This is a genomic window from Kitasatospora sp. NPDC057223 (genome assembly GCF_042669755.1).
Classification (GTDB): domain Bacteria; phylum Actinomycetota; class Actinomycetes; order Streptomycetales; family Streptomycetaceae; genus Kitasatospora.
The window spans coordinates 16207-41175 of sequence record NZ_JBHUWW010000004.1; the positions used below are offsets into that span (position 1 = coordinate 16207).

The following is a 24969-nucleotide window of genomic DNA, read 5'->3' on the forward strand; positions in this document are numbered from 1 at the left end:
CTCGTGGGCCGGGCCGGGCCGGGCCGGGCGGAGCGGTGGGGGCGGGCGCGGCCCGCTCACCCGTTCGGCGGTGCCATCGGACGGCATCCGGAGCACGCCGGGAGTGGGCCCCGCTGTGCGCGACCGGTGCCGGCGCCGGTCGTGCGGGCGGGGCGGCCGGGTGGTGGCGAGGGCCGGACTGCCGCCGGAAACCGCTGTACCACCGGGATTCCGGGCGCCGGGTGATGGAGGGTCAGCACGGAAGGCGAGTCTAGGTTAGGTTGGCCTAAGTACGTCAAATCGCAGGCCGGAGCGGGTGCGGGCCCCCGAATCGGGCCCCGCCGCGCGTCGTGCCCCCGCGCGGAACGCGGCCGGTCATGTGTAAGGTGAGCCTCACCTTAGGCCGATCGGCAGTGGGGGCGGCACGAGGCCGTGCACGCACCCCGAGCCTTCGGCCGGGGTGGCCACCCGCCGCGTCGTCGTCGGTCGCCGCTCCGCACGGAGGTCCGCCCCCGGTCGTCGGAGTGAAGGCGCCCGGCCGCTCCGCTGCGATGCACGAACCTCCACGCCGCTCCGCCACCCGCCCCCCAGTCGCCGCTCGGCCCCAGCCGAATCCGGGAGAAATCCATGCCCGAACCACAGGTGGTCCAACCCCGGGCCGCAGAGCTGCTCGCCCCCGTCTACCGGGAGCTCCTCAGCAGTTGCGAGAGCCTGCGGGTCCGGCTGCTGGGGCCCCAGGAGGTCCCGGACGGCCCGGGGTTCGTCCGCGCCGACCGGCTGGGCGCCCACCTGGACGGGCTGGTGGCCGGCGAGAGCGCGCGGATCCTCGCCGTCCACGGCCGCGAACCCCGCCCGCACGTCGCCGCCTCGCGCCTGCTGCACCACTACCTGTGGTCGCTCTGCCTGCTGGTCAGCGGCCCCTGGTACCTGTCCCGGCGGGTACCAGGGATCAGCGCCGAGGACCTCTGGATCGACCTCGGCACCGGCGACCTCGCGCTGCGCCCCGGTGCCTTCGCCTGCCTGCCCGGCGACCCGGCGGCCGGCCTGCCCGGCACCCGGGTGCCGGGCGGCGAGGACGAGCTGCGGGCCGAGCTGCGGGCCGCGGTCGCCGACCACCTGGAGCCCGTACTCGCCGTCTTCCAGGGCCCGTTGAAGCGTGGACAGCGCGCTCTGTGGGGCATGGCCGCCGACGACCTGGCCTCCGGCGTCTGGTACCTCGGCCGGATGCTCGGCGACGAGGAGGCCGGCGCCCGCGCGGCGTCCCTCCTGCTGCCCGGCGACACCCTGCCGTTCCCGGGCGCCGCCGACTTCCGCCGGCTGGCCGGTACGGAGGGCCGCACCCACCTCACCCGCACCCGGCTCGGCTGCTGCCTCTACTACGCCATCCGCCCCGAGGACACCTGCGTCACCTGCCCCCGCACCTGCGACGCCGAGCGCGTCCGCCGGCTGGAGCAGCCGGCGGCCACCGGCTGAGCGGGCCGCCGGCCGCCCGGCCGGCGGGTCAGTGCCCTTCGTGCCGCTCCGAGCTGTAGGTGGCCGTGCCGCCGATGTCGGCGACGACGCCGGGGCAGACGGCGCACGCGGCCGCACCCCGCTGCGCGTACCAGCGGCAGGTCCGGCGGATGCCGCAGGCGGGCAGCGGCGGACCGCCCGCCGGGAGCTCCCCGCCCGCGCCGTCCGCCGGGGCGTCCAGCAGGTGGTCGACCACCCCGCACCCGCTGCCCGTCCACTGCGGGCAGCGGTCCTGGACGCACGGCGCGGAGAACCGGTACCGGGCCTCCGGGCGGCCGTCCGCCGCCAGCGCCGCGGCGAAGGCCTCGTCCACGGGGACCGGCATCGGCAGGTACGCCAGCCGCCCGGAGCCCGTCATCACGCCCAGTACGGCGGTGCCCTCGTGGTGGCAGGCGGCGCTCGGGCAGGTCCGCCCCTGCTCCCCGGCGGGCCGGCCGCCGTCCGCGGCCGTGGGCGGCCTCATCGGCCGGCACCTAGCCGATCTGCAGCTGGGCGAACCTCTCCAGCTCCGTCCGCAGGGCGTCCGGCGGGAGCCCCCGCCACCACACGTGACTGCCGAGCGCCACCGAGACGGCTCCCGGCGGCGTCAGGTCGCCCAGCGCGAGCGCCCCCGCCTGGCCGACCGCGTGGCTCACGCGCGCCTGCTGCTCCTCGGTCAACTCGACGTCGCTGACGACGAACTTGAACTCGTGCTTGCCCATGGCAACCTCGCGATCACTCCGTGCTACGAATGGTTCGAGGCCATACGGTACCTGCGGCGCAAGGGCACTGCGGGTTCGACGCGCCAGGCGGTGCTGCGGGCGGGGGCGCCCCGGGGCGCGCTACGCGCCGTCCTGGCGGCGCTGCTTGAGCATCTCGTCGTACTCGGCGTGCACCCGGCGGTCCATCGCGAGGGCGAACTGGGCGTCGGCGACGGTGCGGGCCAGCGGCCGGACGTGCTGGATCTGCTCCGTCAGGTGGGCGGCCTCGCCCGGGGGGAGTGGCCGGTCGTCGGCCAGGGCGCCGAGCAGGTGGTCGCGGACGAGGCCGACGAACAGCTCGGCTATCGCGTCCACGTGTTCCTGGGTGCGGCGGCTGGCCTCCAGGACGGCGGAGAGCGGCACGCCTTCGGCGACCAGGGCCGTCGTCGCGTCCATCAGCCGCCGGCTGACATGGGTGATGCCGTGCTCGTGGAGGGTGATGTAGCCCTGCGCGATGGACTCGGCGGTGTTGGTGTCGGTGAGCTGGTCGCCGAAGGTGTCCCGGAGTTCGTTCCAGCTGAGTTCGACCGGGGTCTCGTCCGACCAGGGCGCGACGATGGCCGCCTCCAGGCCGATCAGCTCGGCGACGTCGCGCCCGCTCTCCCCGGCGCCGATCAGTTCGGCGATGCCGCCCAGCGTGTGGCCGCGCTCCAGCAGTTCGGCGATCACCCGCAGCCGGGTGAGGTGGGCCTCGCCGTACCAGGCGATCCGGCCCTGCCTGCGGGGCGGCGGGAGCAGCTTGCGCTCGCGGTAGAAGCGCAGGGTGCGGGTGGTGATGCCGGCCGCCTCGGCCAGTTCCTCCACCCGGTACTCGTGCTGCGCTGTCGCCGCTGGTACTGCCCGGAGCTTCTCCACGGCGCTCAGCATAGGCGCCGCCGTCGGGGGGTCGGGGGTCTGCAACCGTGGTTGCGCGGCTTCTTCCATGAACTGTCAGCAACGGCTACCCTGCCAATCGTGCCAGTGATTACTGGCACAGATCGAATGGACGCGCGCACCGCACCCTGCCCCCGGGTGCGCGCCCCACCCCACCCTCAGGAGGGACGCCGGATGGCATCCACCCCCAAGCGCAGCAAGCCGGACGAGCCCGCCACGCCCGCCACCCCGCACGTGCGGGTGGCCGTGATCGGCTCCGGATTCGGCGGCCTCGGCGCCGGCGTCCGGCTGCGCCGCGCAGGGATCACCGACTTCGTCATCCTGGAGCGGGCCGGCTCGGTCGGCGGCACCTGGCGCGACAACAGCTACCCCGGCTGCGCCTGCGACGTGCCGTCCCACCTCTACTCCTTCTCCTTCGCGCCCAACCCGCAGTGGCCGCGCAGCTTCTCCGGCCAGCCCGACATCCGGGCCTACCTGGAGAAGGTCACCGACACCTTCGGCCTCCGCCCGCACCTGCGCTTCGGCGCCGAGGTCACCGAGGCCCGCTGGGAGAGCGACGGCGCCCGCTGGCGGGTCACCACCACCGCCGGCGAGTGGACGGCCGACGCCGTCGTCTCCGCCGCCGGCCCGCTCGCCGACCCGCAGATCCCCGACATCCCCGGCCTGGACGCGTTCCCCGGCAAGGTCTTCCACTCCTCCCGCTGGGACCACGACTTCGACCTCGCGGGCAAGCGCGTCGCGATGGTCGGCACCGGCGCCTCGGCCGCGCAGATCATCCCCAGCATCCAGCCCGGGGTCGGCCGGCTCACCGTCTTCCAGCGGACCCCCGCCTGGGTGCTGCCGCGCCGCGACCGGGCGATCAGCAGCGCCGAGAAGTGGCTGCACAGCACGCTCCCCGCCACCGCCAAGCTCCGCCGGGGCGCCGTCTTCGCCCTCCGGGAGCTCCAGGTGGACGCCTTCGTCCGCCGGCCCGGCGCGCTGCGCCTGGTGCAGCGGCTGGCCCAGCGGCACATCGCGGCCGGTGTCACCGACCCGGCCCTGCGGGCCCGGCTGACCCCGGACTACCGGATCGGCTGCAAGCGCATCCTGCTCAGCAACACGTACTACCCGGCGCTCGCCGCCGCCAACACCGAGGTCGTCTCCGCCGGGCTGTCCGAGGTGCGCGGCTCGACACTGGTCGCGGCCGACGGCACCGAGCACGAGGTGGACGCGATCGTCTTCGGCACCGGCTTCCACGTCACCGACATGCCCGTCGCCGACCGGGTGTTCGGCGTGGACGGGCAGAGCCTGGCCTCGCAGTGGAAGGAGGGCATGGAGGCGCTGCGCGGCTCCACCGTCCACGGCTTCCCGAACCTGTTCTTCGTGATCGGGCCGAACACCGGCCTCGGCAACAACTCGATGATCCTGATGATCGAGTCACAGCTGAACTACCTGATCGACGCGTTGACCACCCTGCAGTCCGTCGGCGCCACCGCCATGCAGCCCACCGCCCGGGCCCAGCGGCACTGGAACCAGGCCCTCCAGCACCGGATGTCGCGCACCGTCTGGGCCACCGGCGGCTGCAACAGCTGGTACCTGGACGAGGAGGGCAGGAACACCGTGCTGTGGCCGGGCTCCACCACCGCCTTCCGCCGCGCCACCCGCCGCGTCGACCTCGCCGAGTACGAGCTGATCAAGCGCACCGCACCCCGGCCGTCCGCCCTCGCCCAGGAGGTCCCCGCATGAGCCCCGCGATCCCCGCCGACTGCGTGCTCCCGACCCCGGTAGAGGAGTTGAGCATCCGTTCGGCGGACGGCACCCGGCTGCACGCCGAGGTCCACGGGCCGGCCGGCGCGCCGACCGTCGTGCTCGCGCACGGCTGGACCTGCTCGACCGCCTTCTGGGCCCCGGTCATCAACCAACTCGCCGGGGAGTACCGGCTGGTGGCGTACGACCAGCGCGGCCACGGGCGCAGCGACGTACCGCGCGACCGGGCGGCGTACAGCACCCGGGCGCTGGCCGAGGACCTGGAGGCGGTGCTCGCCGAGGCCGTGCCGGCGGGGGAGCGGGCCGTGCTGGCCGGGCACAGCATGGGCGGCATGACCATCATGGCGGCGGGCGGCCGGGCCGCGGTCGCCGCCCGGACGGCCGCCGCGCTGCTGGTCAGCACGGGGGCGGGCGACCTGGTCGCCGAGCTGCGGGTCGCCCCGGACGCCGTCCGCAGCCCTTGGCTGCGGCGCTTCCTGCACCAGCGCATCCTGAAGTCGCGCCTGCCGCTGGGGCCGGTCAACACCGTCAGCCGGGCCGTCCTCAAGTACGCCACCATGGGCCCGGCCAGCCCCGCCGGCCGGGTCGAGGCCGCGGCCAGGATCGTGCACGCCTGCCCGACCGCCGTCCGGTCCCACTGGGCCTCCGTCCTGGAGGAGTTGGACGTCAAGGACGGTCTCGCGGCGCTGGCCGCACCGACCGCGGTGGTGGTGGGTACCGACGACCGGCTCACGCCGCCCGTCCTGGCGCACCGGCTGGTCGCCGGACTGCCCGATCCGCAGGGCCTGTTGCTGCTGCCGGGAGTCGGCCACATGGCGCCGCTGGAGCGCCCGGCCGAGATCGCCGCCGAGCTGCGCCGCCTGGCCGCCGCCCACCTCGCGGCCCCCGCCCGTCCCGCCACGTCCGCCGAGCCTGCCGCACCGGCCGTCCCGGCGGAGAGGAGCACCGCCGCATGAGCGCCGTCCCGCCCCTGTCCGCGCAGGTCGTCGTCGTCACCGGGGCCGCCCGGGGCGTCGGCGCGACGCTGGCCCGCAAGCTCGCCGCGCAGGGCGCGAAGGTCGCCCTGGTCGGCCTGGAACCGGCCGAACTGAAGGCCGCCGCCGCCCTCTGCGGCCCGGACGCCTCCTCCTGGGAGGCCGATGTCACGGACATCGACGCGCTGTCCGCCACCGCCCGGGCCGTCCAGGACCGGTACGGGAGGATCGACGCGGTCGTCGCCAACGCTGGCATCGCCATCGGCGGGCCGCTGCTGGACAGCGACCACCGGGCGTTCAGCCGGGTGATCGAGGTCAACCTGCTCGGCAGCGTGGCGACCGCCCGGGCGTTCCTGCCCGCGCTCACCGAGAGCGGCGGCTACCTGCTGCAGATCGCCTCGCTGGCGGCCATGACGCCCGCGCCGCTGATGAGCGCGTACTGCGCGAGCAAGGCCGGGGTGGAGGCCTTCGCCCACGCGCTGCGCGCGGAGGTGGCCCACCAGGGGGTCAAGGTCGGTGTCGGGTACCTGAGCTGGACGGACACCGACATGGTGCGCGGCGCCGACCAGGACGAGGTGCTGCGGCAGATGCGCTCCAGGCTGCCCTGGCCCGCCAGCAGGACGTACCCGCTCGACCCGGCGGTCGACCGGCTGGTGGCGGGTGTCGCGCGGCGCTCGCCGCACGTCTACGCCCAGGCCTGGCTGCGCGCCGTGCAGCCGGTCCGGTGGGTGCTGCCGGGGCTGATCGCGGCCGTCGGCTCACGTGACGTCGCCAGGCTCGCACCGCAGTTGAAGGCCACCGCGGGCACCCGGCTGGGCCCGGTCGGAGCCGGCGGGGACGCCGACTCGGCGGCCCGCGCCGCCGCGGCGGACGCCGGGAAGCAGTAGGCCCGGCGGGCGGCCCCGAGGGGCACGGTCCGGTGCGTTCGTGGGAGAGCGGACGTACGGGGCCGTGCCCCTGGGGGTTCGTGTGTTCCGGCGGGCGAGTCGGTACGGTCTGGGCCATGACCACTGCCCTCATCACCGGCGCCACCGCCGGAATCGGCGCCACGTTCGCCGTCAAGCTCGCCCGTTCCGGCCATGACGTCGTCCTCGTCGCCCGGGACACCGCGCGGCTCGCGGAGAGCGCCGAGAAGCTGTCCGCCGAGTACGGCGTGGTGGCCGAGCCGCTCACCGCGGACCTCTCGACCGAGGCCGGCATCGCCGCCGTCGAGGCCCGGCTCTCGGACGCCTCGCGGCCCGTCGACCTGCTGGTCAACAACGCCGGGTTCGGCAACAAGGGCGCCTACCTGACCGTGCCGCTCCAGGGCGAGTTGGACATGCTCAAGGTGCACGTCGAGGCCGTCCTGCGGCTGACGAGTGCCGCGCTGCCGGGCATGCGCGAGCGCGGGCGGGGCGGGATCGTCAACGTGGCCTCGGTCGCGGCCTTCCTGCCGCGCGGCACCTACGGGGCGTCGAAGGCGTGGGTGGTGAGCTTCACCCAGGGCGCGGCCCGTGACCTCGGTGACTCGGGGGTGCGGCTGATGGCGTTGTGCCCCGGTTTCACCCGGACGGAGTTCCACCAGCGGGCCGGTATGGGCACCTCGAACATTCCGGCCTGGGGCTGGCTGTCGGCCGAGCGGGTGGTGAACGAGGCGATGCGCGACCTGGCCCGCGGGCGGTCGCTGTCGGTGCCGGGCAAGCGCTACAAGCTCGTGGTGGCGCTGGCGCGGCTGCTCCCGTCGGGCGGGCTCGGCAGGATGTCCTCGAAGGCGGCGCGGACGTACGGCAGGGAGTGAGCGCGCGGTGGCGGCGGGCGGGCCCGCAGCAAGACGGCCGGCGCACGGAGGAATAGACCGAGCCTCATTATTAGCTTCGCTAACTATGAGCTTTTCTCTGTATGCTGGCCCGCGGACCGCCCCGCCGCCCCGCCCCGACCCCTTGGAGGCCCGCACGTGAGGCCCGACACCGACGCCTGGACCCCGCCCGCCCGCGAGGGCGGCGAGCCCGCCCCGCCCGCGCAGCTGCGCCGCATCCTCGCGCTCTTCCGCCCCTACCGGGGCCGGCTCGGCGTGGTCGGCCTGCTGGTGGCGGCCTCCGCCGTGGTCTCGGTGGTGTCGCCGTTCCTGCTGCGGGCCGTCCTGGACACCGCGATACCGCAGGGCCGCACCGGGCTGCTCAGCCTGCTGGTGCTCGGCATGATCGCGGCCGCGGTGGTCAACAGCATCTTCAACGTGCTGCAGACCCTGATCTCGACCACCGTCGGCCAGCGCGTCATGCACGACCTGCGCACCTCCGTCTACTCGCACCTCCAGCGGATGTCCCTGGCCTTCTTCACCCGGACCAGGACGGGCGAGGTGCAGTCCCGGATCGCCAACGACATCGGCGGCATGCAGTCCACGGTGACGTCCACCGCGACCTCCCTGGTGTCCAACTTCACCAGCGTGATCGCCTCGGTGGTGGCGATGGTCGCGCTGGACTGGCGCCTCACCCTGGTCTCGCTGCTGCTGCTCCCGGTGTTCGTCTGGATCAGCCGGCGGGTCGGCGGGGAGCGCAAGAAGATCACCACCGAGCGGCAGAAGCAGCTCGCGCTGATGTCCTCCGCCGTCCAGGAGTCGCTGTCCGTCAGCGGCATCATGCTCGGCCGCACGATGGGCCGTTCCGACTCCCTGTCCAAGGAGTTCACCGAGCAGTCGGACCGCCTGGCCGACCTGGAGGTCCGCTCCAGCATGGCCGGGCGCTGGCGGATGAACACCATCCAGATCGTGATGGCCGCGATGCCCGCGGTGATCTACTGGGCCGCCGGGCTGGCCTCCGCCGACGGCGCGCCGATCGTCTCGATCGGCACCCTGGTCGCGTTCGTCTCGCTCCAGCAGGGGCTGTTCCGGCCGACCGTCAGCCTGCTGTCGACCGGCGTCCAGGTGCAGACCTCGCTGGCGCTGTTCCAGCGCATCTTCGAGTACCTCGACCTGCCCGTGGAGATCGCCGAGCCCGCGCAGCCCGTCCGCCTGGAGAAGATCCGCGGGGAGGTCCGCTTCGAGGGCGTCGGGTTCCGCTACGACCCGGCGCAGGAGCGGCCCACCCTGGCGGGGATCGAGCTGAAGGTGCCGGCCGGCGGCTCGCTGGCCGTGGTCGGCGAGACCGGCTCCGGCAAGACCACGCTCAGCTACCTGGTGCCGAGGCTGTACGACGTGACGGCGGGGCGGGTCACCATCGACGGCACGGACGTACGGGAGCTGTCCTTCGAGAGCCTGTCGCGCGCCGTCGGGGTGGTCTCGCAGGAGACGTACCTGTTCCACGCCTCGGTCGCCGACAACCTGCGCTTCGCCAAGCCGGAGGCCACCGACGCGGAGGTGGTCGCCGCCGCCCGCGCCGCCCAGATCCACGACATGATCGCCGGCCTGCCGGACGGCTATGACACGCTCGTCGGTGAGCGCGGCTACCGGTTCTCGGGAGGAGAGAAGCAGCGCCTCGCGCTCGCCCGGACGATCCTGCGCAACCCGCCGGTGCTGATCCTGGACGAGGCCACCAGCGCGCTCGACAACCGCACCGAGCTGGCCGTCCAGCAGGCGATCGACGCGCTCGCGGCGGGCCGGACGACGATCACGGTCGCGCACCGGCTGTCCACCGTCCGCTCGGCCGACCAGATCGTGGTGCTCGACCGGGGGGAGGTCGTCGAGCTCGGGACGCACGAGGAACTGGTCGAGGCCGGCGGACGGTACGCCGCGCTGCTGCGCCGGGAGGGGCCGGTGCCGGCGGACGTCAGGGTGTAGCGGGCCGGGGCGGGGGCGGTCAGGCGGCCTTCGGCAGCTCGTTGTAGGTCTCGGCGACCTCCTGGCCGGACAGCTCCTGGATCGCCCGCATCACCTCGTCGGTGACCTGGCGGCGGGCCTGGGCCGAGCGGGCCTTGCCGTGCAGCTCGGTGAAGTCCAGCGGTGCGCCGAAGCGGACGGTCACCTTGCGGATCCGGGGGAGCCGGCGGCCGACGGGGAGGATCTGCTCCGGGCCCTCCAGGGCGACCGGGACCACGGGCACCCCGGCGGTCAGCGCCAGCCAGGCGACGCCGGTCTTGCCGCGGTACAGCCGGCCGTCCAGCGAGCGGGTGCCCTCGGGGTAGATGCCGAAGGCCTTGTCGGCCTCCAGGATCTCCAGCGCCGACTGCAGCGAGGCCTGCGCGGAGCGGTAGGTGCCGCGCTCGACCGGGACGGCGCCGATCGCCTCGAAGAAGCCCCGGGACAGTGCGCCCTTGAGGCCGGTGCCGGTGAAGTACTCGGCCTTGGCCAGGAAGTGCACCCGGCGGGGCGCGGTCAGCGGGATGACCACGCTGTCGATGAAGGACAGGTGGTTGCTGGCCAGGATCACCCCGCCCTTGCGCGGAACGTTCTCCAGGCCCTCGATCACCGGCCGGTAGACCGCCCGTGCGAGGGGTTTCAGCACCAGCTTGGTGAGGATGTTGATCATGGTCCCTCCCTGGACGAATGACCGGGCCGTGCACCCGGGGCGGAGCGTGTGTCGCTCGGCTCACCGGCGGGCCGAGATCAGATCGCAGGGTACGACATGAACCCCGGCGCCCGTCCACTCCCGTCCGCGCCCGGCCTGTCGCGTCGCGCGGTGTTCGAGCGGCCGGTCGAACGCCTGTCCGCACAGGTCCGGGCCGGGGTCCCGGCCGGAGGCGTCCGGCGGGGCCGGTACTGTACGCCAGTCAGTAACGCGCACAGGAGGGGACACATCCCATGGCAGACATCGAGGCGGCTCGGCAGGCGTTCGAGCGGTTCGACATCAACGGCGACGGCCTGATCTCGGCCGCCGAGTACTCCCGGGTGATGGCGGAGCTCGGTGACCCCCACGTCTCCGTGGCGGTCGCCGAGTCCGTGATCAAGGCGTCCGACGTCAACGGCGACGGCCTGCTCACCTTCGAGGAGTTCTGGGCCTCGCGTCAGCGCTGAGCCCGCGCGAAGGGCCGGCCCCGGGTGTCCGGAGCCGGCCCTTCGTCATCTCGCGGCGGGTCTGGTCCGCCGGTCAGCCCGCGGTGCCCGGGAACACCCGGCGGACCACCCGCTCGGCGGCCCCGCCGTCGTCCCACGGGCAGAACCGCTCGCGGAACTTCGCCCGGGCGGCCGGCTCCGGATCACCCGCGAGCAGTGCCGCGGCCAGCCCGTCCTGGTCCACCGTGACGGCGCCGGGCGGCTCGGCGAACAGGTCGAAGTAGACCCCGCGCACCCGCTGGTACTCCTCCCAGTCCGGTGCGAAGACGACGATCGGCCGGTCCAGCACCGCGAAGTCGAACATCATCGAGGAGTAGTCCGTGACCAGGACGTCCGCCGCGAGGTAGAGGTCCTCGACCGCCGGATGCGCCGAGACGTCCACGATCGCGGCCGCCCCGTCACGGGCCGCGAGGTCGCCCGGCCCGCCGGTGTGGAAGTAGTGGGTGCGCACCAGCAGCGTGAAGCCGGGGCCCAGGCGCCGGGCCAGCTCGCGGACGTCCAGCAGCGGCACGTACCCGCCCTGTCCCTCCCGGTGCGTGGGCGCGTACAGCACCGCCGTACGCCCCTCGGGCAGGCCGAGGCGCTCGCGCATCGCGGCCACCTCGGCGGGGCCCGCGTTCGCCAGCCGGTCGTTGCGCGGGTAGCCGGTGTCCAGCATCTCGTACCGGCCGGGGAAGGCCCGCGCGAAGTGCTCGCTGGTGTGCGGATTGGGCGAGACCAGGTAGTCCCACCGCCCGACGGCCTCCCGCAGCCGCTCGAAGTCCATCCCGTCGGCGGCCACCGGGTGCCCCCGGAGGTCCATGCCCATCATCTTCAGCGGCGTGCCGTGCTGCGTCTGCACGTGCACCGTCCCGGACCGCTTCACCATCGTGTGCGGGAAGTTGACGTTGTTGACGAAGTACTTCGCGGTCGCCATCGCCCTCAGGTACGCGGGCGTGTTGACGATCACGTACGGCACCCCGGCGGGCAGCGCGGCGGCCTGCGCCCGGGTCTCCACCACCCAGACGCCCCGGATCCCCGGTGCCAGCTCCTTCGCCTTCTCGTAGATCGCGGCCGGGTTGCAGGCGTACCCCCGGTGCCAGTAGGCCGCGTACACCGCCAGGTGGTCGTCCAGCGGCAGCCGGCGGAAGGCGTTGTACGCGGTGAAGCGGGCGCTGCTGCGCACTCCGCGCCGCACCGCCGGGGCCACCGCGCGGGCGCCGCGCTTCAGCTCGCGGGGCAGCCGCCCGGTGCGGCGCAGCTCCTCGTACGCGACCCGCGAGCCCCGGGCGGCGAGCCGGTACCGGAGGCCGTCCAGGCCGCCGGGGAAGTGGTAGCCGGCCGGGCGGTGGCGGGCGAAGTGCGCGGTGATGCCGCGGAAGAACTCCTTGCGCAGCCCGGCCGGGACCAGTCCGGGGGTGTCGTAGACGTTCAGGGCCTGCTTGACGGTGCGCTCGAAGAACAGGGTGCGCAGGGGGTCGGCGTCGCTCAGCCCGTGCCGGTCGGCGCCGTGCCCGTCCAGGAAGGCGAAGATCGCGTCGTACTGGGCGAAGGCGTCCGCGTGCTTCGGCGAGGCGGTGCTGGTGATCGCGCCCGGCCGGCCCCGGCGGTAGTTGTAGCAGGACTCGTCCACGTAGCGGATCCGCTCGGCGGCGAGCAGGGCCGGGTAGGTGACCGAGATGTCCTCGTAGAAGCCGCGGCCGAAGGAGACGCCGAGGCCGAGCAGGAACTCCCGGCGGAAGACCTTGTTCCACACCGACATCACGGTGCGCAGCAGGGCCGGGTAGGCGCGCAGCGTGCTGCCCTCGACGAGCGGTGAGCCGGTGAGCACGTGGCGCCACGGGTTGGGCTCGGTGGAGTCGTCGGGGTAGACGTGGGTGAAGCCGGTCAGTAGGACGTCCGCGGGCGCGGGCGCGGCCGCTTCGCTCCCCAGTTCGGCCAGGACGGTGCCGAGGGCGCCCTCGGGCAGCCAGTCGTCGCTGTCGACGAACCACACGTACCTGCCGCGGGCCTGGGCCAGGCCGGCCTCGCGGGCGCCGCCGAGACCCTGGTTCTCGGCCAGGTGCAGGACCCGCAGCCGGCCGTCCCGGGCCGCGTACCCGTCGAGGATCGCGCCGCAGCGGTCGGGGGAGCGGTCGTCGACCGCGATGAGTTCGAAGCGGCCGTCGTCGGGCCCGCCGAGGATCGAGTCGAGGCAGCGCGGGAGGAAGCGCTCCACGCCGTGGACTGGCAGCACGATGCTGAGGAGGACTGTCACGCTCGTTGGCTCCGCGCTCCGAGAGGGGCCCGGCACGCGGGCCGGCCCCGGGGTTGCTGGGGGAGGTGCGGGCGGGCTCCGGCACCGGCCGCCCGGCCTGCACACTCTACCCAGTGCGGGGGGAGCGGCCGGAACGGGGAAGCGGGGGCGATCGGAACGGGAGCGGCTGGGGGCGTAGGCCGAAGGACGGCCGGCGGGGGAATGAAGCGACCGCCGGTGCCGCGCCCGTGCGAGGGCGGCACCAGCGGCCTGGTGGCGGTCCGGCCGACCCTCAGCGGCCGACCGCCAATCCGTACACCGCTTCGAGTCTGGCCGCCGCAGCGTCGGGGCAGCCGGACAGTGACTCAAGGCGGGTGTCGGAAGTTCCTTCACCTGTCGAACCCAATCGACTGGCAGGGGTGGTGCATGTCTCACCGGCCCTGCCGATAGAGATATTGCTTGTAGGTTTCCGTGGCGTCAATCCCCCGGGTGTGTTCACTTTCTGAACCTAAGCTCGGGAGCGGCCCGTGGATCTTGCACGATCGGCCTTGCTGACAACGAGTCTCACGGGAAACGGCCGCTCCCCGGCCTCCCCACCTGCACCCGAGCGCTCCCGCCGCGCGCCCGGCGCCCCCGCTGCGCACCGGGCGCCCGCCGCGCACTTCCATCAACCTCTGAACAGGTCGTGCACCTCCACCGATGCGCAGTCGTGACCACGGCAGCTGCCCCTGGTGAGGCGTCAGTTGCCGTCGCACGGTACGGTGGCGGAACACCGGGACGGTTGCGCGAAGGCCGTCTGTCACGGATAGTCTTCGCCTCACGGCCCTGGCGCCTCGTAGGGGTGGGAAACTGATGGAACACATGCAAGTGCGGACTCGGCCTCGCGTGCCGGCGATCCAGTGCGGTGTCGGCGCGACCGGCCGCCGGATCGACCACCACCTGGCCGTGCTCGGCGCGCCCGCGCTCCCGGTGGTCGACACCGCCGAGGCGCTCGGGTTGATAAGGGAGCTGACGCCCCGCGGCGTCAGCACCCCGACCGCGCCGCGGCGCACCGCGCGGGTGTCGCTGCTGGCGCCCCTGCGTCGGCTGCGACGGAGCCTCTTCGGCGGACGCGGCTAGCCCGCGCCCCCCGGCACCGACCCGACGGACCAAGTGGTCCCTCGGGTCTTCCGCACGTCCGGCTCCGGCTCCGGAGAGACTGGGATGCGGAGAATAGCGGACAACCGGGCCGGTCCGCAGCGAGTCGGCCGAGATTGTCGAAGGACCCGCCCGGAGTGGGTGAGGATGGCGCCATGGCGGACAACTTCCACACCCTGACCTTCCAGATCACCACGGGCAGCCACGAGGTCGCCCTCGACATCACCGAGCGCTGCTCCGAGTTCCTGGCCGACCGGGCGGCGGGCCGCAGCGGTCTGCTCAACGTGTTCGTCCCGCACGCCACCGCGGGCATCGCGGTGCTGGAGACCGGTGCGGGCAGTGACGACGACCTGCTGGCCGTCCTGCGCGAACTGCTCCCCGCCGACGGCCGCTGGCGCCACCGGCACGGCAGCGAGGGCCACGGCCGCGACCACGTCCTGCCCGGGCTGGTCGCCCCGCACGCCACGCTGCCCGTGATCGACGGTCAACTCGCGCTCGGCGTATGGCAGTCGATCGTCCTGGTCGACACCAACGGGGACAACCCGCGACGCACCGTCCGGCTGTCGTTCCTCGGCTAGCCCCTCGACCCCGGCCCTCCTACCCCCTCAGCCCTACCCCTTCGGCCCCACCCGCTCAGCCGCTCACCCGCTACACCCTGTTCAGGCCCTCACCGCGGCCGCCACCGCGCTGAGGTACCGCTCTATCGCCAGGTACTGCAGCACCAGCGCCACCGGCCGGCCCAGCCGCGCGTACCAGGAGGCGAGCCGGGAGAACGCGGTCACCTCGAACCACACGTCGCCGGCCGCGTCCATCGACACCACGAACGACTCCTCGCCCCGTTCGGGGTGCCCCGGCAGGGTCCCGTACGCGAAGCCGATCCGGTCCTGCTCCCGGACCGTCCACACCACCCGGCACGGGATCACCAGCCGCGGCAGCCGCAGGCCCGGCAGTCCGATCCTGAGCAGCACCGTCGCACCGGGCTCAGCCGGAGCACCCGGATACACCGCGAAGCCCGTACCGAGCTGGGTGCCCCAGCCGAGGACGTGCCGCCCGGCCCGCTCCAGCACCTCGTGGCCGTGGCCCAGGTGCACCCGGCGGCGCAGGTGCGCGTAACCCGGCGGCAGGGTGGCGCCGCGGGTCGCCCCGACCTCCGGATAGCTCGGGGAGGCGGCACGGGCGGCCGCGAGGCGGCTGCGGAGATCGGCGGGCATGCCGCCACGCTAACCCGGCCGCACCGCGGCCCCGGCGGGAGGGCGGTGGCTCCGGCCCCGGGGGCGCTTGCGGTGGGCGGGGCGGGCGGAGTAGGAAGGCGGCATGAGCGATGACACCGAGCAGATCTGCATCGTGGCGCCGGCCGGCACCGTGCGGGCGCTGACCGCCGATCCGGAGCTGACCGGCCCGCGGGCCGACTGCGTGCTGTGCGGCGAGCCGACCGAGCTGCCGGCGGACCAGCCGGGCAGCACGCTCTGCCCGGTCTGCACCTGGCAGCAGGCACAGCGGATCGCCTGCTCGGGCTGACGGCTGAGGCCTGAGCCTCCGGGCTGACGGCTGAGGGCTGCGGGCCGTCAGGCGTGCTCGCGGCCGACCAGTTCCACGGTTGAGCCGTGGCGGCCCTTGCGTACCAGCAGTTGGGCGGGGATCCGGGCGCGCAGGTCCGCGACGTGGCTGACGATGCCGACGGCGCGGTCGCGCTCGCGCAGGCCGTCCAGCACGTCCATCACCTCCTCCAGCGCCTGTTCGTCCAGGGTGCCGAAGCCCTCGTCGATGAAGAGGGTGTCCAGCGGCATGCCGCCCGCCTCGTCCGTCACCACGTCGGCGAGGCCGAGGGCGAGGGCGAGCGAGGCGAAGAAGCTCTCGCCGCCGGACAGCGTCGCGGTGTCCCGCTCGGTGCCCGTCCAGGCGTCCACCACGCGCAGCGAGAGGCCGGAGCGCTTGCCGCCGGTCGTCCGGTCGTCGCTGTGCACGAGGGTGTACCGGCCGCCCGACATCCGCACCAGCCGGTCGCTGGCCGCTGCCGCGACCTGCTCCAGCCGGGCCGCCAGGACGTACGACTCCAGCCGCATCCGGAGCCGGTTCTCGGCGGACGTGCCGGCGGCCAGCGAGGCCAGCCGGCTGATCCGGGCGTAGTCCTCCAGCGCCGGTGCCAGTGAGTCGGCGAGCGCGGCCAGCTCCCGGCCGATCCGGGCGAGGTCCTCGCCGCGTTCGCGGGCCGCGTGCTGCCCGGCCGAGGCCTGCCGCAACCGGACGGTGGCCGCCTGGAGCGCGGCCTCGGCGGCCGCCGGATCGGCCGGGGGCCGGGCGGCCGCCGCCACCAGCTCGGGGGCGGCGAGCTGCTGCTCCACGGCCGACAGTTCGTCGCGGTGACGCTCCAGCCGGGCCTGCAGGGCAGCCCGGGCGGCGGCCGGCAGCAGCACGGCCGAGGCCTCCTGTGCGGAGGGGAAGCCCGCTGCGGCGGCGCCCCTGGCCAGCTCCTCCCGGGTCTCCTTCGCCCGGGCGCCGGCCTGGGCGGCGGCCCGGGTGGCGCCGAGCAGGCCGGTCACCGCGCGGGCGAGCGCCGCCAGCGCGCCGGCCCGCTCGGCGACCGTCGCCGCGTCGCCGCGGGCCGCCGCCACCCGGGCCTCAAGCTCCTGCCGTTCGGCGTGCAGGGCATGGATCCGGGCGGTCAGTGCGGCGCTGCGCTCGCCGGCCTCGCGCAGCCGGGACTGCCGGAGGGCCTGTTCCTGGGTCAGCCGCTCGATCTGCCGGCCGGCCGGGCCGAGGCCGTCCGCCGTGCGGGCCGCGCTCCGGTGCTCCGCCGTCAGCGCGGTGAGCGCGGCGTCGAGGGCGTCGGCGGACTCCTCCCCGGCCGCGCCGGCGGCCGCGGCCTCCTGCACCCGCAGCGAGGTGAGGGCCCGGTCGGCACTGGAGAAGGCCTGCTCGGCCTCGGACTGGGCGGCGAGCGCCCGCTCCTCGTCCTCGGCGCGGACCTGCCCGTCGGTGGGGCGTGCGGGCGCGGGGTGGCCGGGGGAACCGCAGACCCGGCAGGCCTCGCCCGCGCGCAACTGCGCGGCCAGCTCGGCCGCCATCCCCGACAGCCGGCGCTCGCGGACGTCCTGGCTGTGGCCCCGGGCGTCGAGCCAGCGGCCGCGCAGGGCGTGCAGCTCCTGCTCGGCCCGGCCGATGGCTCCGAGCAGCCCGTCCCGTCGGCGGGCGGCGGCGAGCCGGCCGGTGACCTCGGCCTTCCTGGCGTCCAGCTGCTCGACCCTGGCGGCGGCGGCGCGGGCCGCCGACTGCTCCTCCTGCAGGGCGCCGAGGCGGGCGTCGAACCCGGCCAGCCAGTCGCCGGCCTCCTCGGCGAGTTCGTCGGCGCTCCGGCGTTCGCCCTCCAGCGCGGCCCGCTCCCGGCCGAGCCGGGCGCACCGCTCCTCCTCCTCGCCAGCGGCCTCCAGCCGTACCACCTCGGCCCGCAGCCGCAGCTCCGCGTCGGCCAGCTCACCGGCCTCCGCCCGGGCGAGGACGGGGCCGGAGTCGGGTGCCGGGCCGGAGCCGGCCTCGCCCGGGCGGCCGGTGGGAGTGTGCTGCTCCGGGAAGCCCGCCAGGCTCCCGCGGTGCCGGTGCTCCTCGCGCCGGGCGGCCTCGTGCGCCTGCTCCGCCGCCCCGTGCAGGCGCAGGACGGCCTCGACGCCCACGGCGGCCTGCGCCGCCGCGAGCCGGGCGCGGTCCTCGGCCAGCGCGGACTCCGCCTCGGCGAGCCCGGCCGCCCGGGCGGCCGCCGCCCGGTGCCGCCGCTGGTGCTGCGCCAGCTCGGTCGCTGTCTCCAGCCGCTGCCTGGCCCGCCGGTGACCGTCCTCGGCCCCGGCCAGCGCGGCATCGGCCACCGCGAGCTGCTCGGCCGCGCCGCTGCGCAGGATCGCGGCCCAGGAGAGCACGCCCGTGGCGAGGTCCGCCGGGGCGGCCGACGACTCCTCCTCGGCGGGCAGCCAGCCGGTGACCGGCTCGGCGCCGGGGCCGGCGGCCTGCTCGGCCTTGCTGGCCAGGTCGCGCAGCCGGCGCCGGCCGGCCTGGACCGCGGCCTCCTTCGCCTTGCGCCGCTCCGCCAGCCAGCCCTCGACCTGGCCGAACCGGCGGGTGTCGAAGAGCCGGCCCAGCAGCTCGGCGCGCTGGCCGGCGTCGGCCCGCAGGAAGCGGGCGAAGTCCCCCTGCGGCAGCAGGACGACCTGGCAGAACTGCTCGCGGCTCATCCCGATCAGGCGGTGGATCTCCTCGCCGGTCTCCTGGTGCGATCGGCTGCCCGCCCGCCAGCCGGGCGTGCCGTCGCCGGTGTCGGCGACCCACTCGCGGAGCAGTGTCTGGGCCTTCTCCGTCGTCCAGCCGCCGCCGCGCTTCTTCGGGCGGAGCTGCTCGGGCAGCCGGGTGATCTCCAGCCGCCGGCCGCCGAGGGTCAGCTCCAGCCTGACCTCGGTGAGCCGCAGCGGGTCGGCGTGGTCGCTGCGCAGCCGGTTGACCCGGCGGGCGCCCGGCACCTCGCCGTAGAGCGCGTAGCAGACCGCGTCCAGCACGCTGCTCTTGCCGGCGCCGGTCGCGCCGCGCAGCAGGAACAGGCCGCCGGAGGAGAGCGCGTCGAAGTCGACCCGCTCGGTGCCGGCGAACGGGCCGAAGGCGGTGACCGACAGCTGGTGCAGTCTCATCGGGGCGGCTCCTGCCGGCGCTGAGGGGCGGGCGGTGCCGAGGGGCGGCGCAGCGGGGCGGGCAGCGGCGCAGCGGCGGGCGCCGCGTCGGTGGCGGGGCTCATCGGGGCAGCTCCGCCTTGCGGTCGGCGCTCTCGCGGGTGCTCTCGAAGCCCTCGCGGAGCCAGTCCAGCTCGGTGCCGTCCGGCTCGGTGCCGGGGCGGACGTGCCGGACGAAGCCCTCGGCGATCTCCAGGTCGGTGCGGCCGCGCACCCGGGCCGCGTACGAGGGCGAGGCGTCGCCGCCCGCGCCGTCCGGGTCGAAGAGCAGTTGCAGGGTGTGCGGGAAGCGGCGGCGCAGCTGCTCCATCGGCTCGGCGGGGCGGCCGGGGTCGGTCAGGGTGGCCTGCACCCAGGACTGCTCGTGCGGCTCGTACCGGGGGTCGTCGAGCAGCTCCGCCAGCGACCCGCGCAGGCAGGCCAGCGGCCGGGGGACGGGGCAGTCCGTCCGCTCGGCGGAGACCGAGCCGTCGGCGGCCAGGTCGACCAGCCACATGGTCTTGCGGTGCTTCTCCTCGGAGAACGAGTACGCCAGCGGGGAGCCGCTGTAGCGCAGGTGCGGGGCGAGTGTCTGGCAGCCGTGCAGGTGGCCGAGGGCGGCGTAGTGCACGCCGTCGAAGACCGCGGCGGGCACGCTCGCGACCCCGCCGACCGCGATGTCCCGTTCGCTGTCGCTGGGGGCGCCACCGCTCACGAAGGCGTGTGCCAGCACCACCGCGCGGGTGCCCGCGGGGCGGGTCGCGAGGTCGGCCCGCACCCTGTCCATCGCCGCGCCGAGGACGGCCGCGTGGCCGCCGCGCTCCAGGCCGAAGCGCTCGCGCACCAGGGCCGGCTCCAGGTAGGGCAGCCCGTAGACGGCCACCGGCCCGTCCGGGTCGGGGAGCAGGACGGGGGTGGCGCAGCCGTCCGGGTCCGTCCGCAGGTGGATGCCGGCCCGGTCGATCAGGCCGGCGCCGACGCCGAGCCGGCGGGCCGAGTCGTGGTTGCCGCTGATGAAGACGGTGGGGACGCCGAGCGCCGCCAGCCGGTGCAGGACGTCGTCGAAGAGGGCGACCGCCTCCAGGCCGGGCAGCGCCCGGTCGTACACGTCACCGGCCACGAGCACGGCGTCGACGCGCTCGGCGGCGACCACGGCCACCAGGTGGTCGAGGAAGGCACGCTGCGCGTCGTGCAGGCTCTCCCGATGGAAGGAGCGCCCGAGATGCCAGTCGGAGGTATGCAGCAGTCGCATGGTCCCCGACCATAACCGCCGGGACCGACAACCCGGGGCGAAACGGCTTTCCGGATCGCTCCGACGAGCACCCTTCCGTAGCTCAGAGTCGATTGTCAGTGACACTGTGTATGTTCTCGACTGCCGGTCACCCGGGATTCCCGGGCCGTCCGGCGACCGTGCCCGCGGCACAGCCGTGACCAGGCACACCCCGAGGAACCAGGGAGGGCGCATGGCCAAGCCCGAGCAGTACTGCCTCACCGGCCCGAGGCCGGACGGCGGCGGCAGCAGTGCCGGCAATGGTGGCGGCAGCGGCGGCAGCCGGCGGAAGGGCGCGAACGCGAAGGTGCGCAAGGTCCGCACGGGCCCGGGCGCCGGCCGGGCCGAGTCCGGCGGCGGGCCCGGTGCCCCGGTCCGGGGCAGGGGGCGCCCGCGCGGCGTCCCGCTGCCGCAGCCGGTGGCGCTGGCGGTGGCCGCGGACGCCACCGACTTCGCCTGCCTCAGCCGGTACGGCCTGTTCGGCCGGGCCACCTTCGAGGGGTACCTGCGGCGCACCGAGACCCAGCTGCGGGCGCTGCGCGGGCAGGGCCTGGAGGTGCACCTGAGGGTCCTCGAACCGGCCGACTTCGAGGACTTCTGCGAGGAGTTCGGCCTCGACCCGGACGATCCGGTGGCGCGGGTCGCGTACGCCGCCGACCCGGAGCTGGCGGGCGCGCCGTTCGTCTACGCGGGCGAGCGGCTGGGGGAGCTGCTCCCGGCGCTGGTCGAGGACCACCGGGCGCGGGTCCGGATCTCGATCGCCTGCTCGGCGCTCCTCGCCGCGCTGGAGTGCGACGAGCAGCCCGAACCGAGGCTCACCGCGGTGCTGCAGTACGTGTCGGAGCTCTACCTCGCGCTCGCGGCGGGCGCGGCGGACGGCTGCCACCTGCTGACGCTGCGCTCGTACGGGCCCGAGGACGGCGAGGAGCTGACGGCCGCCGCCGAGGTCTGCGTCGAGGACGGCAGCCTGTTCGTGGGCGGCCGGGAGGCCGAGGCGTTCTGCGTCACGCTCGCCGCCGGGATCGCCGCCGACGGGGCCGGGGAGCTGTTGCTGCACAGCTACCCGGGCCCGCGGCCGACGCCGGTGGTGCTCGGCTGGCTGCTGGCCGGCGGGCGGCTGCGCCCGATGGCGGTGTCCGAGGTGTTCGCGGCGCTCGCCGAGGACGCCGCCCGGGGCCTGGCGCTGCCGGAGGGGGTGGCGGTGCGGCCGGGGTTCGCCCTGCCCGAGCGGCCGATCACCTGTTCGGCTCCGGAGCGCGGGACGGGCGCGGGAGCGGGTGGGGCCAGGGGCTGACGGCAGGCTGTGGGCCGGCCGGTGGCCGGGGTGCGCACGGAGGGCGCCCCCGCCCCGGTGGGCGGCCGGCGGGGTGAGCGGGTGGCGGTCCTTGCGCCACGCGGCGCTGGGGGCTGTTCATCGACCGCCTGTTCGGGGAAGATTCGTGGAAGATCAACAGTCGGAGCGCATGGTGGTCCCCACCCCGTCCGCTCGGACCAGCCGGACCGGTCCGCACCCGCGGGCCGCACGAACCGACCACACGAACCGACCGCACGAACCGCACGAACCGACCGCAGATACAGCAGACGCAGACCGCACAGGGCAGACCGCACAAGGAACCGGCGCAGACCCGGCGGGCCCGGCACCGGAGGGGGACGAGTGGGCCGCATCGAGTACAGCGCGGAGATCGCCGACCTGCTCGGGCGCGTCCGGCGGCGCCCCCCGGCGGGCTGGCCCTGGCTGGCGGGCGAGTCGGTGCCGTCCGGCCTGCCGGTGAAGCAGTCCTGGGGCTGGCTGTTCGCTCCGGACGGCCGGGTGCTGACGCTGGTGAACCCCAAGGACGGCATCGTCAGCCTGCCCGGCGGCTCGCTGGAGCCCGAGGACGCCGGCGACCCCGGGGCCGCGCTGGCCCGCGAGGCGGGCGAGGAGGCGCAGGCCGTCATCGGCGCCCCGCATTATCTGGGCTACCTCTACGACCGGGTGGGCTCGGCGAACGGCGGCCACGAGTGCGCCCGGGTCCGGATGGCGGCCGCCCTGCTCGCGGTGGGGCCGACGGCGCCCGATCCGGCGTCGGGCCGGCACTACCGCCGGCTGCTGGTCGCGCCCGGGCTGGCGGTGGAGCTGCTCGGCTGGGGCGAGCCCGGGCTGCGCCAGGCCCGCGCCGCCGTCGCGTCGGCGGCCGCCAGGCTGGGCGTCCCCGGGGCGGCGAACGAGACCATCGAGGAACTGCCGGAGGGCGGCGGCGTCGTCTTCCCGGGGAGGGTCTGAGCGGATGCCGGCCGGGGGATCGCTGTTCCATCACGTCGAACTCTGGGTGGACGACCTGGAGCTGGCCCGGGCGCAGTGGGGCCCGGTGCTGCTGGCGCTGGGCTGCGAGCCGTTCCAGGACTGGCCCGCCGGGTGCAGTTGGCGCCTCGGTGCCTCCTACCTGGTGGTCGAGCAGTCGCCCGCGCTGCTGCCCGGCGGTCACGATCGGCTGCGCGCCGGGCTCAACCACCTCGCCCTGCACGGGTCGAGGGCCGCAGTGGCCGCGGCGCTCGCCGCCGGCTGGACGATCCGCACCGACACGGGTGAAGCCGTCCATCTGATTGACGCTCAGGGGTTCGAGCTGGAGGTCGTCTGCGGGGTCGCGGGCCCGGGGAGTCCGTCGGCCTGAGCGGGGCGGACCGGCCCTGCGTGCCCGTGCCGCACCGGAGTTCACCCCTGCTCACCTTCCGGTCGCCCGGTGCTCGCCGGCGGGCTCACCCGCCGGTTCATCCGGCTGTTGCAAGACGGACCGTCAATATCTTTGGCATGACCGCTTCCCCCGCAAGCTACTGACTGGTATCACATATGTGACCGCCGTCACTTTCGTGGAGGAATCATGCGATCCCCCCGTTCGTTGTCCGTCGCCCTGCTTGCCGTGCTCCTCACCCTGGGCACCTTCTTCGTCGCCTCGCCCGCCAGCGCCGCCACCGTGCGGTACGCCGCCCTCGGGGACTCGTACTCCGCCGGAGTCGGGGCCGGCAGCTACACCAGCGAGAGCGGCAGCTGCAAGCGCAGCACCAACGCGTACCCGTACCTGTGGAAGAACGCGCACGCGCCCTCGGCCTTCTCCTTCGTGGCCTGTTCCGGTGCCAGAACCGGTGATGTGATGAACAACCAGCTCTCCGTGCTGAGCACCAGCACGACGCTGGTCAGCATCAGCATCGGCGGCAACGACGCCGGCTTCGCCAGCACGATGCAGACCTGCGTGCTCGACTCCGAAAGCGCGTGCCTGAGCGCCGTGGCCACGGCCAAGAGCTACGCCAACAACACCCTCCCGGGGCAGCTGGACACGGTGTACGCGGCGATCCACGCCAAGGCCCCGAACGCGCACGTGGTGGTGCTCGGGTACCCGCACCTCTACCAGCTCGGCGGCAACTGCATCCTCGGCATCGGTGACACCAAGCGGGCCGCGATCAACGGCGCGGCGGACGCCCTGGACGCGGTGACCGCCAAGCGCGCGGCGAACGCCGGGTTCACCTTCGGCGACGTCCGCGGCGCCTTCACCGGCCACGAGATCTGCGGCAGCAGCACCAACTGGCTGCACAGCACCACGCTGCCGATCGACGAGAGCTACCACCCCACCGCCGCCGGCCAGTCCGGCGGCTTCCTGCCGGTCTTCAGCGCCGCGGCCTGAGCCGGCGCGATCCCTCCGGGCCCGGCCCGGAGGAACCCCGGGGTCCGCCCCGCCGTGAGGCGGGACGGACCCCGGGCCCGTGTGCGCGGTGTGCTCAGTGCAGGTAGGCGGTGAGCGAGGCGGGCGTCAGACCCGCGGCCGAGGCTGCGGCGAGGGCCCGTTCGAGGTCGGCCGCGAGGGTGTCCGTGAAGTGCATCAGGACGACGTCGCCGGCCTGGAGCGGGCCCCCGTGCCAGACGTTGGACGCGCCCCAGCTGAAGTCGGCGGTGGCGGTCACTACCGTGTTGATGCCGCAGTTGGCGGCGGCCTGCAGGGTGTCGGCGTTCCAGGTGAGGTAGGGCGGCCGGAAGATCGTGGTGGTGGTGCCGTAGATCCGGGCGTCCGCGTCCCGGGCGTCGCAGATCTCCGCCTGCTGCTCGGCGAGCGGGAGCGTGCTGAGGTCGCGGTGCGAGACGCTGTGGTTCTGGATCGACGAACCGGGGGCGGCGGTCACCCGCCTGAAGTAGTCCGGCTCGAAGCCGGAGGGCATCGGCAGGGCGAAGGCGGCGATCGGCAGCTGGTGGTCGGCGATGAACTGCGCGGCCTCGGGGGTGCGCTGCCAGCCGTCGTCGATGGTGAAGAAGACGACCTTGTCGGTGGTCGGCGCGTTCCAGGTGGCCCGGGCGGGGGCGGGCGCCGGGCCGTCGACCCGTACGTCGTCGGCGGAGAACGGCCCCTGGCCGTACCAGCCGTGCAGGTAGAGGCGCACCGAGGTGGCGGTGGCGCCGGTGGTGAAGGTGGTGGTCAGCTTCTGCCAGCCGCCGCCGGTGGTCTCCGTCCAGGACGGCGCGACGTCGCGGCCCGTTCCGGTGGCGCCGAGGAAGACGTACGAGCCGCGGACCCAGGCGGAGGCGGTGTACTTGGTGTGGGGGAGCACCGAGACGGTCTGGGCGCACTCGCCGGTCGAGTCGCCGCTCGCCGGGGTCACGGCCAGTGCCGAGGCGCCGTCGTGGGCCTGACCGGTGCTGACGACGGCCTCGCCGGCGCCGCAGCTCCAGCCGGGGACGGAGCCCCAGTCGGCGAGCGGGAGGGTCGGGATCTCGAAGCCCGGGTTGGTCGCGAGGTTGACGGTGGGGACGGCGTCGGTCGCGGCCCGGGCGGCGGGCGCCGCGAGGCCGAGCAGGGCGACTGCCGCGCTCGCGGCGCACGCCGCGAGTCTGCGCATGGTGGTGGGCACCGG

Annotated in this window: 23 protein-coding genes; 14 read left to right on the top strand and 9 right to left on the bottom strand. The window is 74.9% G+C overall.

The window, feature by feature from the left end; translation table 11 throughout:
- Positions 1-606 precede the first annotated feature (606 nt).
- Positions 607-1452 (top strand): (2Fe-2S)-binding protein, encoded by an 846-nt coding sequence (locus ACFUK0_RS02720; RefSeq protein WP_380246193.1) that lies wholly within the window; start codon positions 607-609, stop codon positions 1450-1452.
- Positions 1453-1480: 28 nt separating this feature from the next.
- On the opposite strand, the gene ACFUK0_RS02725 is transcribed toward ACFUK0_RS02720, so the two are convergent.
- From ACFUK0_RS02725 to ACFUK0_RS02735, 3 genes are all read right to left on the bottom strand, one after another.
- Entirely contained in the window at positions 1481-1954 is a 474-nt protein-coding gene (locus ACFUK0_RS02725) for a hypothetical protein (RefSeq protein ID WP_380246194.1), read from the bottom strand.
- Positions 1955-1964: 10 nt separating this feature from the next.
- Positions 1965-2192 (bottom strand): hypothetical protein, encoded by a 228-nt coding sequence (locus ACFUK0_RS02730; protein ID WP_380246195.1) that lies wholly within the window; start codon positions 2190-2192, stop codon positions 1965-1967.
- Between the two features lie 120 nt (positions 2193-2312).
- Entirely contained in the window at positions 2313-3086 is a 774-nt protein-coding gene (locus ACFUK0_RS02735) for a MerR family transcriptional regulator (protein WP_380246196.1), read from the bottom strand.
- A gap of 192 nt (positions 3087-3278) precedes the next feature.
- Here ACFUK0_RS02735 and ACFUK0_RS02740 point away from each other — a divergent pair, with 192 nt between their 5' ends.
- The 5 genes from ACFUK0_RS02740 (at position 3279) to ACFUK0_RS02760 (ending at position 9575) form a co-directional block, all read left to right on the top strand.
- On the top strand, positions 3279-4829 hold the full coding sequence (locus tag ACFUK0_RS02740; RefSeq protein ID WP_380246197.1) for a flavin-containing monooxygenase: 1551 nt from the start codon (positions 3279-3281) through the stop codon (positions 4827-4829).
- Positions 4826-5806 carry an alpha/beta fold hydrolase gene (locus ACFUK0_RS02745; protein WP_380246198.1) on the top strand — a complete coding sequence of 327 codons (981 nt, stop codon included), beginning with the start codon at positions 4826-4828 and terminating at the stop codon, positions 5804-5806. The genes ACFUK0_RS02740 and ACFUK0_RS02745 overlap by 4 nt, the downstream gene beginning before the upstream one ends.
- Positions 5803-6711, top strand: a complete 909-nt coding sequence (locus tag ACFUK0_RS02750) for an SDR family oxidoreductase (RefSeq protein ID WP_380246199.1) — start codon at positions 5803-5805, stop codon at positions 6709-6711. The genes ACFUK0_RS02745 and ACFUK0_RS02750 overlap by 4 nt, the downstream gene beginning before the upstream one ends.
- Positions 6712-6827: 116 nt before the next feature.
- Entirely contained in the window at positions 6828-7601 is a 774-nt protein-coding gene (locus ACFUK0_RS02755) for an SDR family NAD(P)-dependent oxidoreductase (RefSeq protein WP_380246200.1), read from the top strand.
- 156 nt (positions 7602-7757) lie between these two features.
- Positions 7758-9575 carry an ABC transporter ATP-binding protein gene (locus ACFUK0_RS02760; RefSeq protein ID WP_380246201.1) on the top strand — a complete coding sequence of 606 codons (1818 nt, stop codon included), beginning with the start codon at positions 7758-7760 and terminating at the stop codon, positions 9573-9575.
- Positions 9576-9594: 19 nt separating this feature from the next.
- Here ACFUK0_RS02760 and ACFUK0_RS02765 read toward each other — a convergent pair whose 3' ends face one another.
- Positions 9595-10263, bottom strand: a complete 669-nt coding sequence (locus ACFUK0_RS02765) for a lysophospholipid acyltransferase family protein (protein ID WP_380246202.1) — start codon at positions 10261-10263, stop codon at positions 9595-9597.
- Between the two features lie 272 nt (positions 10264-10535).
- Between ACFUK0_RS02765 and ACFUK0_RS02770 the strand changes: the two genes are divergently transcribed.
- Positions 10536-10748: an EF-hand domain-containing protein gene (locus ACFUK0_RS02770; protein ID WP_380246203.1), complete on the top strand. Its 213-nt coding sequence runs from the start codon at positions 10536-10538 to the stop codon at positions 10746-10748.
- A 73-nt stretch (positions 10749-10821) separates the two neighbouring features.
- On the opposite strand, the gene ACFUK0_RS02775 is transcribed toward ACFUK0_RS02770, so the two are convergent.
- Positions 10822-13023 (bottom strand): CDP-glycerol glycerophosphotransferase family protein, encoded by a 2202-nt coding sequence (locus tag ACFUK0_RS02775; protein ID WP_380246204.1) that lies wholly within the window; start codon positions 13021-13023, stop codon positions 10822-10824.
- Positions 13024-13854: 831 nt separating this feature from the next.
- Here ACFUK0_RS02775 and ACFUK0_RS02780 point away from each other — a divergent pair.
- Entirely contained in the window at positions 13855-14121 is a 267-nt protein-coding gene (locus ACFUK0_RS02780) for a hypothetical protein (protein WP_380246205.1), read from the top strand.
- A 173-nt stretch (positions 14122-14294) separates the two neighbouring features.
- Positions 14295-14717 (top strand): secondary thiamine-phosphate synthase enzyme YjbQ, encoded by a 423-nt coding sequence (locus ACFUK0_RS02785; RefSeq protein WP_380246206.1) that lies wholly within the window; start codon positions 14295-14297, stop codon positions 14715-14717.
- Between the two features lie 81 nt (positions 14718-14798).
- Here ACFUK0_RS02785 and ACFUK0_RS02790 read toward each other — a convergent pair whose 3' ends face one another.
- Positions 14799-15350: a DUF1990 family protein gene (locus ACFUK0_RS02790; protein ID WP_380246207.1), complete on the bottom strand. Its 552-nt coding sequence runs from the start codon at positions 15348-15350 to the stop codon at positions 14799-14801.
- Positions 15351-15453: 103 nt separating this feature from the next.
- Here ACFUK0_RS02790 and ACFUK0_RS02795 point away from each other — a divergent pair, with 103 nt between their 5' ends.
- The gene (locus ACFUK0_RS02795) at positions 15454-15657 is read left to right on the top strand and encodes a hypothetical protein (RefSeq protein ID WP_380246208.1); all 204 of its coding nucleotides are present in this window, start codon (positions 15454-15456) and stop codon (positions 15655-15657) included.
- Positions 15658-15704: 47 nt separating this feature from the next.
- Here ACFUK0_RS02795 and ACFUK0_RS02800 read toward each other — a convergent pair whose 3' ends face one another.
- Together ACFUK0_RS02800 and ACFUK0_RS02805 are read right to left on the bottom strand one after the other, a co-directional pair.
- A complete protein-coding gene (locus ACFUK0_RS02800) occupies positions 15705-18806 on the bottom strand; it encodes an AAA family ATPase (RefSeq protein ID WP_380246209.1) in 3102 nt (1033 codons plus the stop codon).
- Between the two features lie 100 nt (positions 18807-18906).
- Entirely contained in the window at positions 18907-20076 is a 1170-nt protein-coding gene (locus ACFUK0_RS02805; RefSeq protein ID WP_380246210.1) for an exonuclease SbcCD subunit D, read from the bottom strand.
- 211 nt (positions 20077-20287) lie between these two features.
- On the opposite strand from ACFUK0_RS02805, the gene ACFUK0_RS02810 reads away from it, so the two are divergent.
- From ACFUK0_RS02810 to ACFUK0_RS02825, 4 genes are all read left to right on the top strand, one after another.
- Entirely contained in the window at positions 20288-21388 is a 1101-nt protein-coding gene (locus ACFUK0_RS02810; RefSeq protein ID WP_380246211.1) for a hypothetical protein, read from the top strand.
- Between the two features lie 360 nt (positions 21389-21748).
- The gene (locus ACFUK0_RS02815; protein WP_380246212.1) at positions 21749-22357 is read left to right on the top strand and encodes a hypothetical protein; all 609 of its coding nucleotides are present in this window, start codon (positions 21749-21751) and stop codon (positions 22355-22357) included.
- 4 nt (positions 22358-22361) lie between these two features.
- Positions 22362-22745: a glyoxalase gene (locus tag ACFUK0_RS02820; RefSeq protein WP_380246213.1), complete on the top strand. Its 384-nt coding sequence runs from the start codon at positions 22362-22364 to the stop codon at positions 22743-22745.
- Between the two features lie 207 nt (positions 22746-22952).
- The gene (locus ACFUK0_RS02825; protein ID WP_380246214.1) at positions 22953-23750 is read left to right on the top strand and encodes an SGNH/GDSL hydrolase family protein; all 798 of its coding nucleotides are present in this window, start codon (positions 22953-22955) and stop codon (positions 23748-23750) included.
- Between the two features lie 94 nt (positions 23751-23844).
- Here ACFUK0_RS02825 and ACFUK0_RS02830 read toward each other — a convergent pair whose 3' ends face one another.
- On the bottom strand, positions 23845-24966 hold the full coding sequence (locus tag ACFUK0_RS02830; protein WP_380246215.1) for a polysaccharide deacetylase family protein: 1122 nt from the start codon (positions 24964-24966) through the stop codon (positions 23845-23847).
- Positions 24967-24969 lie beyond the last annotated feature (3 nt).

Coding starts and splice junctions, on each gene's coding strand:
- ACFUK0_RS02720 (WP_380246193.1), top strand. CDS start 607: ATGCCCGAACCACAGGTGGTCCAACCCCGGGCCGCAGAGCTGCTCGCC.
- ACFUK0_RS02725 (WP_380246194.1), bottom strand. CDS start 1,954: ATGAGGCCGCCCACGGCCGCGGACGGCGGCCGGCCCGCCGGGGAGCAG.
- ACFUK0_RS02730 (WP_380246195.1), bottom strand. CDS start 2,192: ATGGGCAAGCACGAGTTCAAGTTCGTCGTCAGCGACGTCGAGTTGACC.
- ACFUK0_RS02740 (WP_380246197.1), top strand. CDS start 3,279: ATGGCATCCACCCCCAAGCGCAGCAAGCCGGACGAGCCCGCCACGCCC.
- ACFUK0_RS02745 (WP_380246198.1), top strand. CDS start 4,826: ATGAGCCCCGCGATCCCCGCCGACTGCGTGCTCCCGACCCCGGTAGAG.
- ACFUK0_RS02750 (WP_380246199.1), top strand. CDS start 5,803: ATGAGCGCCGTCCCGCCCCTGTCCGCGCAGGTCGTCGTCGTCACCGGG.
- ACFUK0_RS02755 (WP_380246200.1), top strand. CDS start 6,828: ATGACCACTGCCCTCATCACCGGCGCCACCGCCGGAATCGGCGCCACG.
- ACFUK0_RS02765 (WP_380246202.1), bottom strand. CDS start 10,263: ATGATCAACATCCTCACCAAGCTGGTGCTGAAACCCCTCGCACGGGCG.
- ACFUK0_RS02770 (WP_380246203.1), top strand. CDS start 10,536: ATGGCAGACATCGAGGCGGCTCGGCAGGCGTTCGAGCGGTTCGACATC.
- ACFUK0_RS02780 (WP_380246205.1), top strand. CDS start 13,855: ATGGAACACATGCAAGTGCGGACTCGGCCTCGCGTGCCGGCGATCCAG.
- ACFUK0_RS02785 (WP_380246206.1), top strand. CDS start 14,295: ATGGCGGACAACTTCCACACCCTGACCTTCCAGATCACCACGGGCAGC.
- ACFUK0_RS02790 (WP_380246207.1), bottom strand. CDS start 15,350: ATGCCCGCCGATCTCCGCAGCCGCCTCGCGGCCGCCCGTGCCGCCTCC.
- ACFUK0_RS02795 (WP_380246208.1), top strand. CDS start 15,454: ATGAGCGATGACACCGAGCAGATCTGCATCGTGGCGCCGGCCGGCACC.
- ACFUK0_RS02800 (WP_380246209.1), bottom strand. CDS start 18,806: ATGAGACTGCACCAGCTGTCGGTCACCGCCTTCGGCCCGTTCGCCGGC.
- ACFUK0_RS02805 (WP_380246210.1), bottom strand. CDS start 20,076: ATGCGACTGCTGCATACCTCCGACTGGCATCTCGGGCGCTCCTTCCAT.
- ACFUK0_RS02810 (WP_380246211.1), top strand. CDS start 20,288: ATGGCCAAGCCCGAGCAGTACTGCCTCACCGGCCCGAGGCCGGACGGC.
- ACFUK0_RS02820 (WP_380246213.1), top strand. CDS start 22,362: ATGCCGGCCGGGGGATCGCTGTTCCATCACGTCGAACTCTGGGTGGAC.
- ACFUK0_RS02825 (WP_380246214.1), top strand. CDS start 22,953: ATGCGATCCCCCCGTTCGTTGTCCGTCGCCCTGCTTGCCGTGCTCCTC.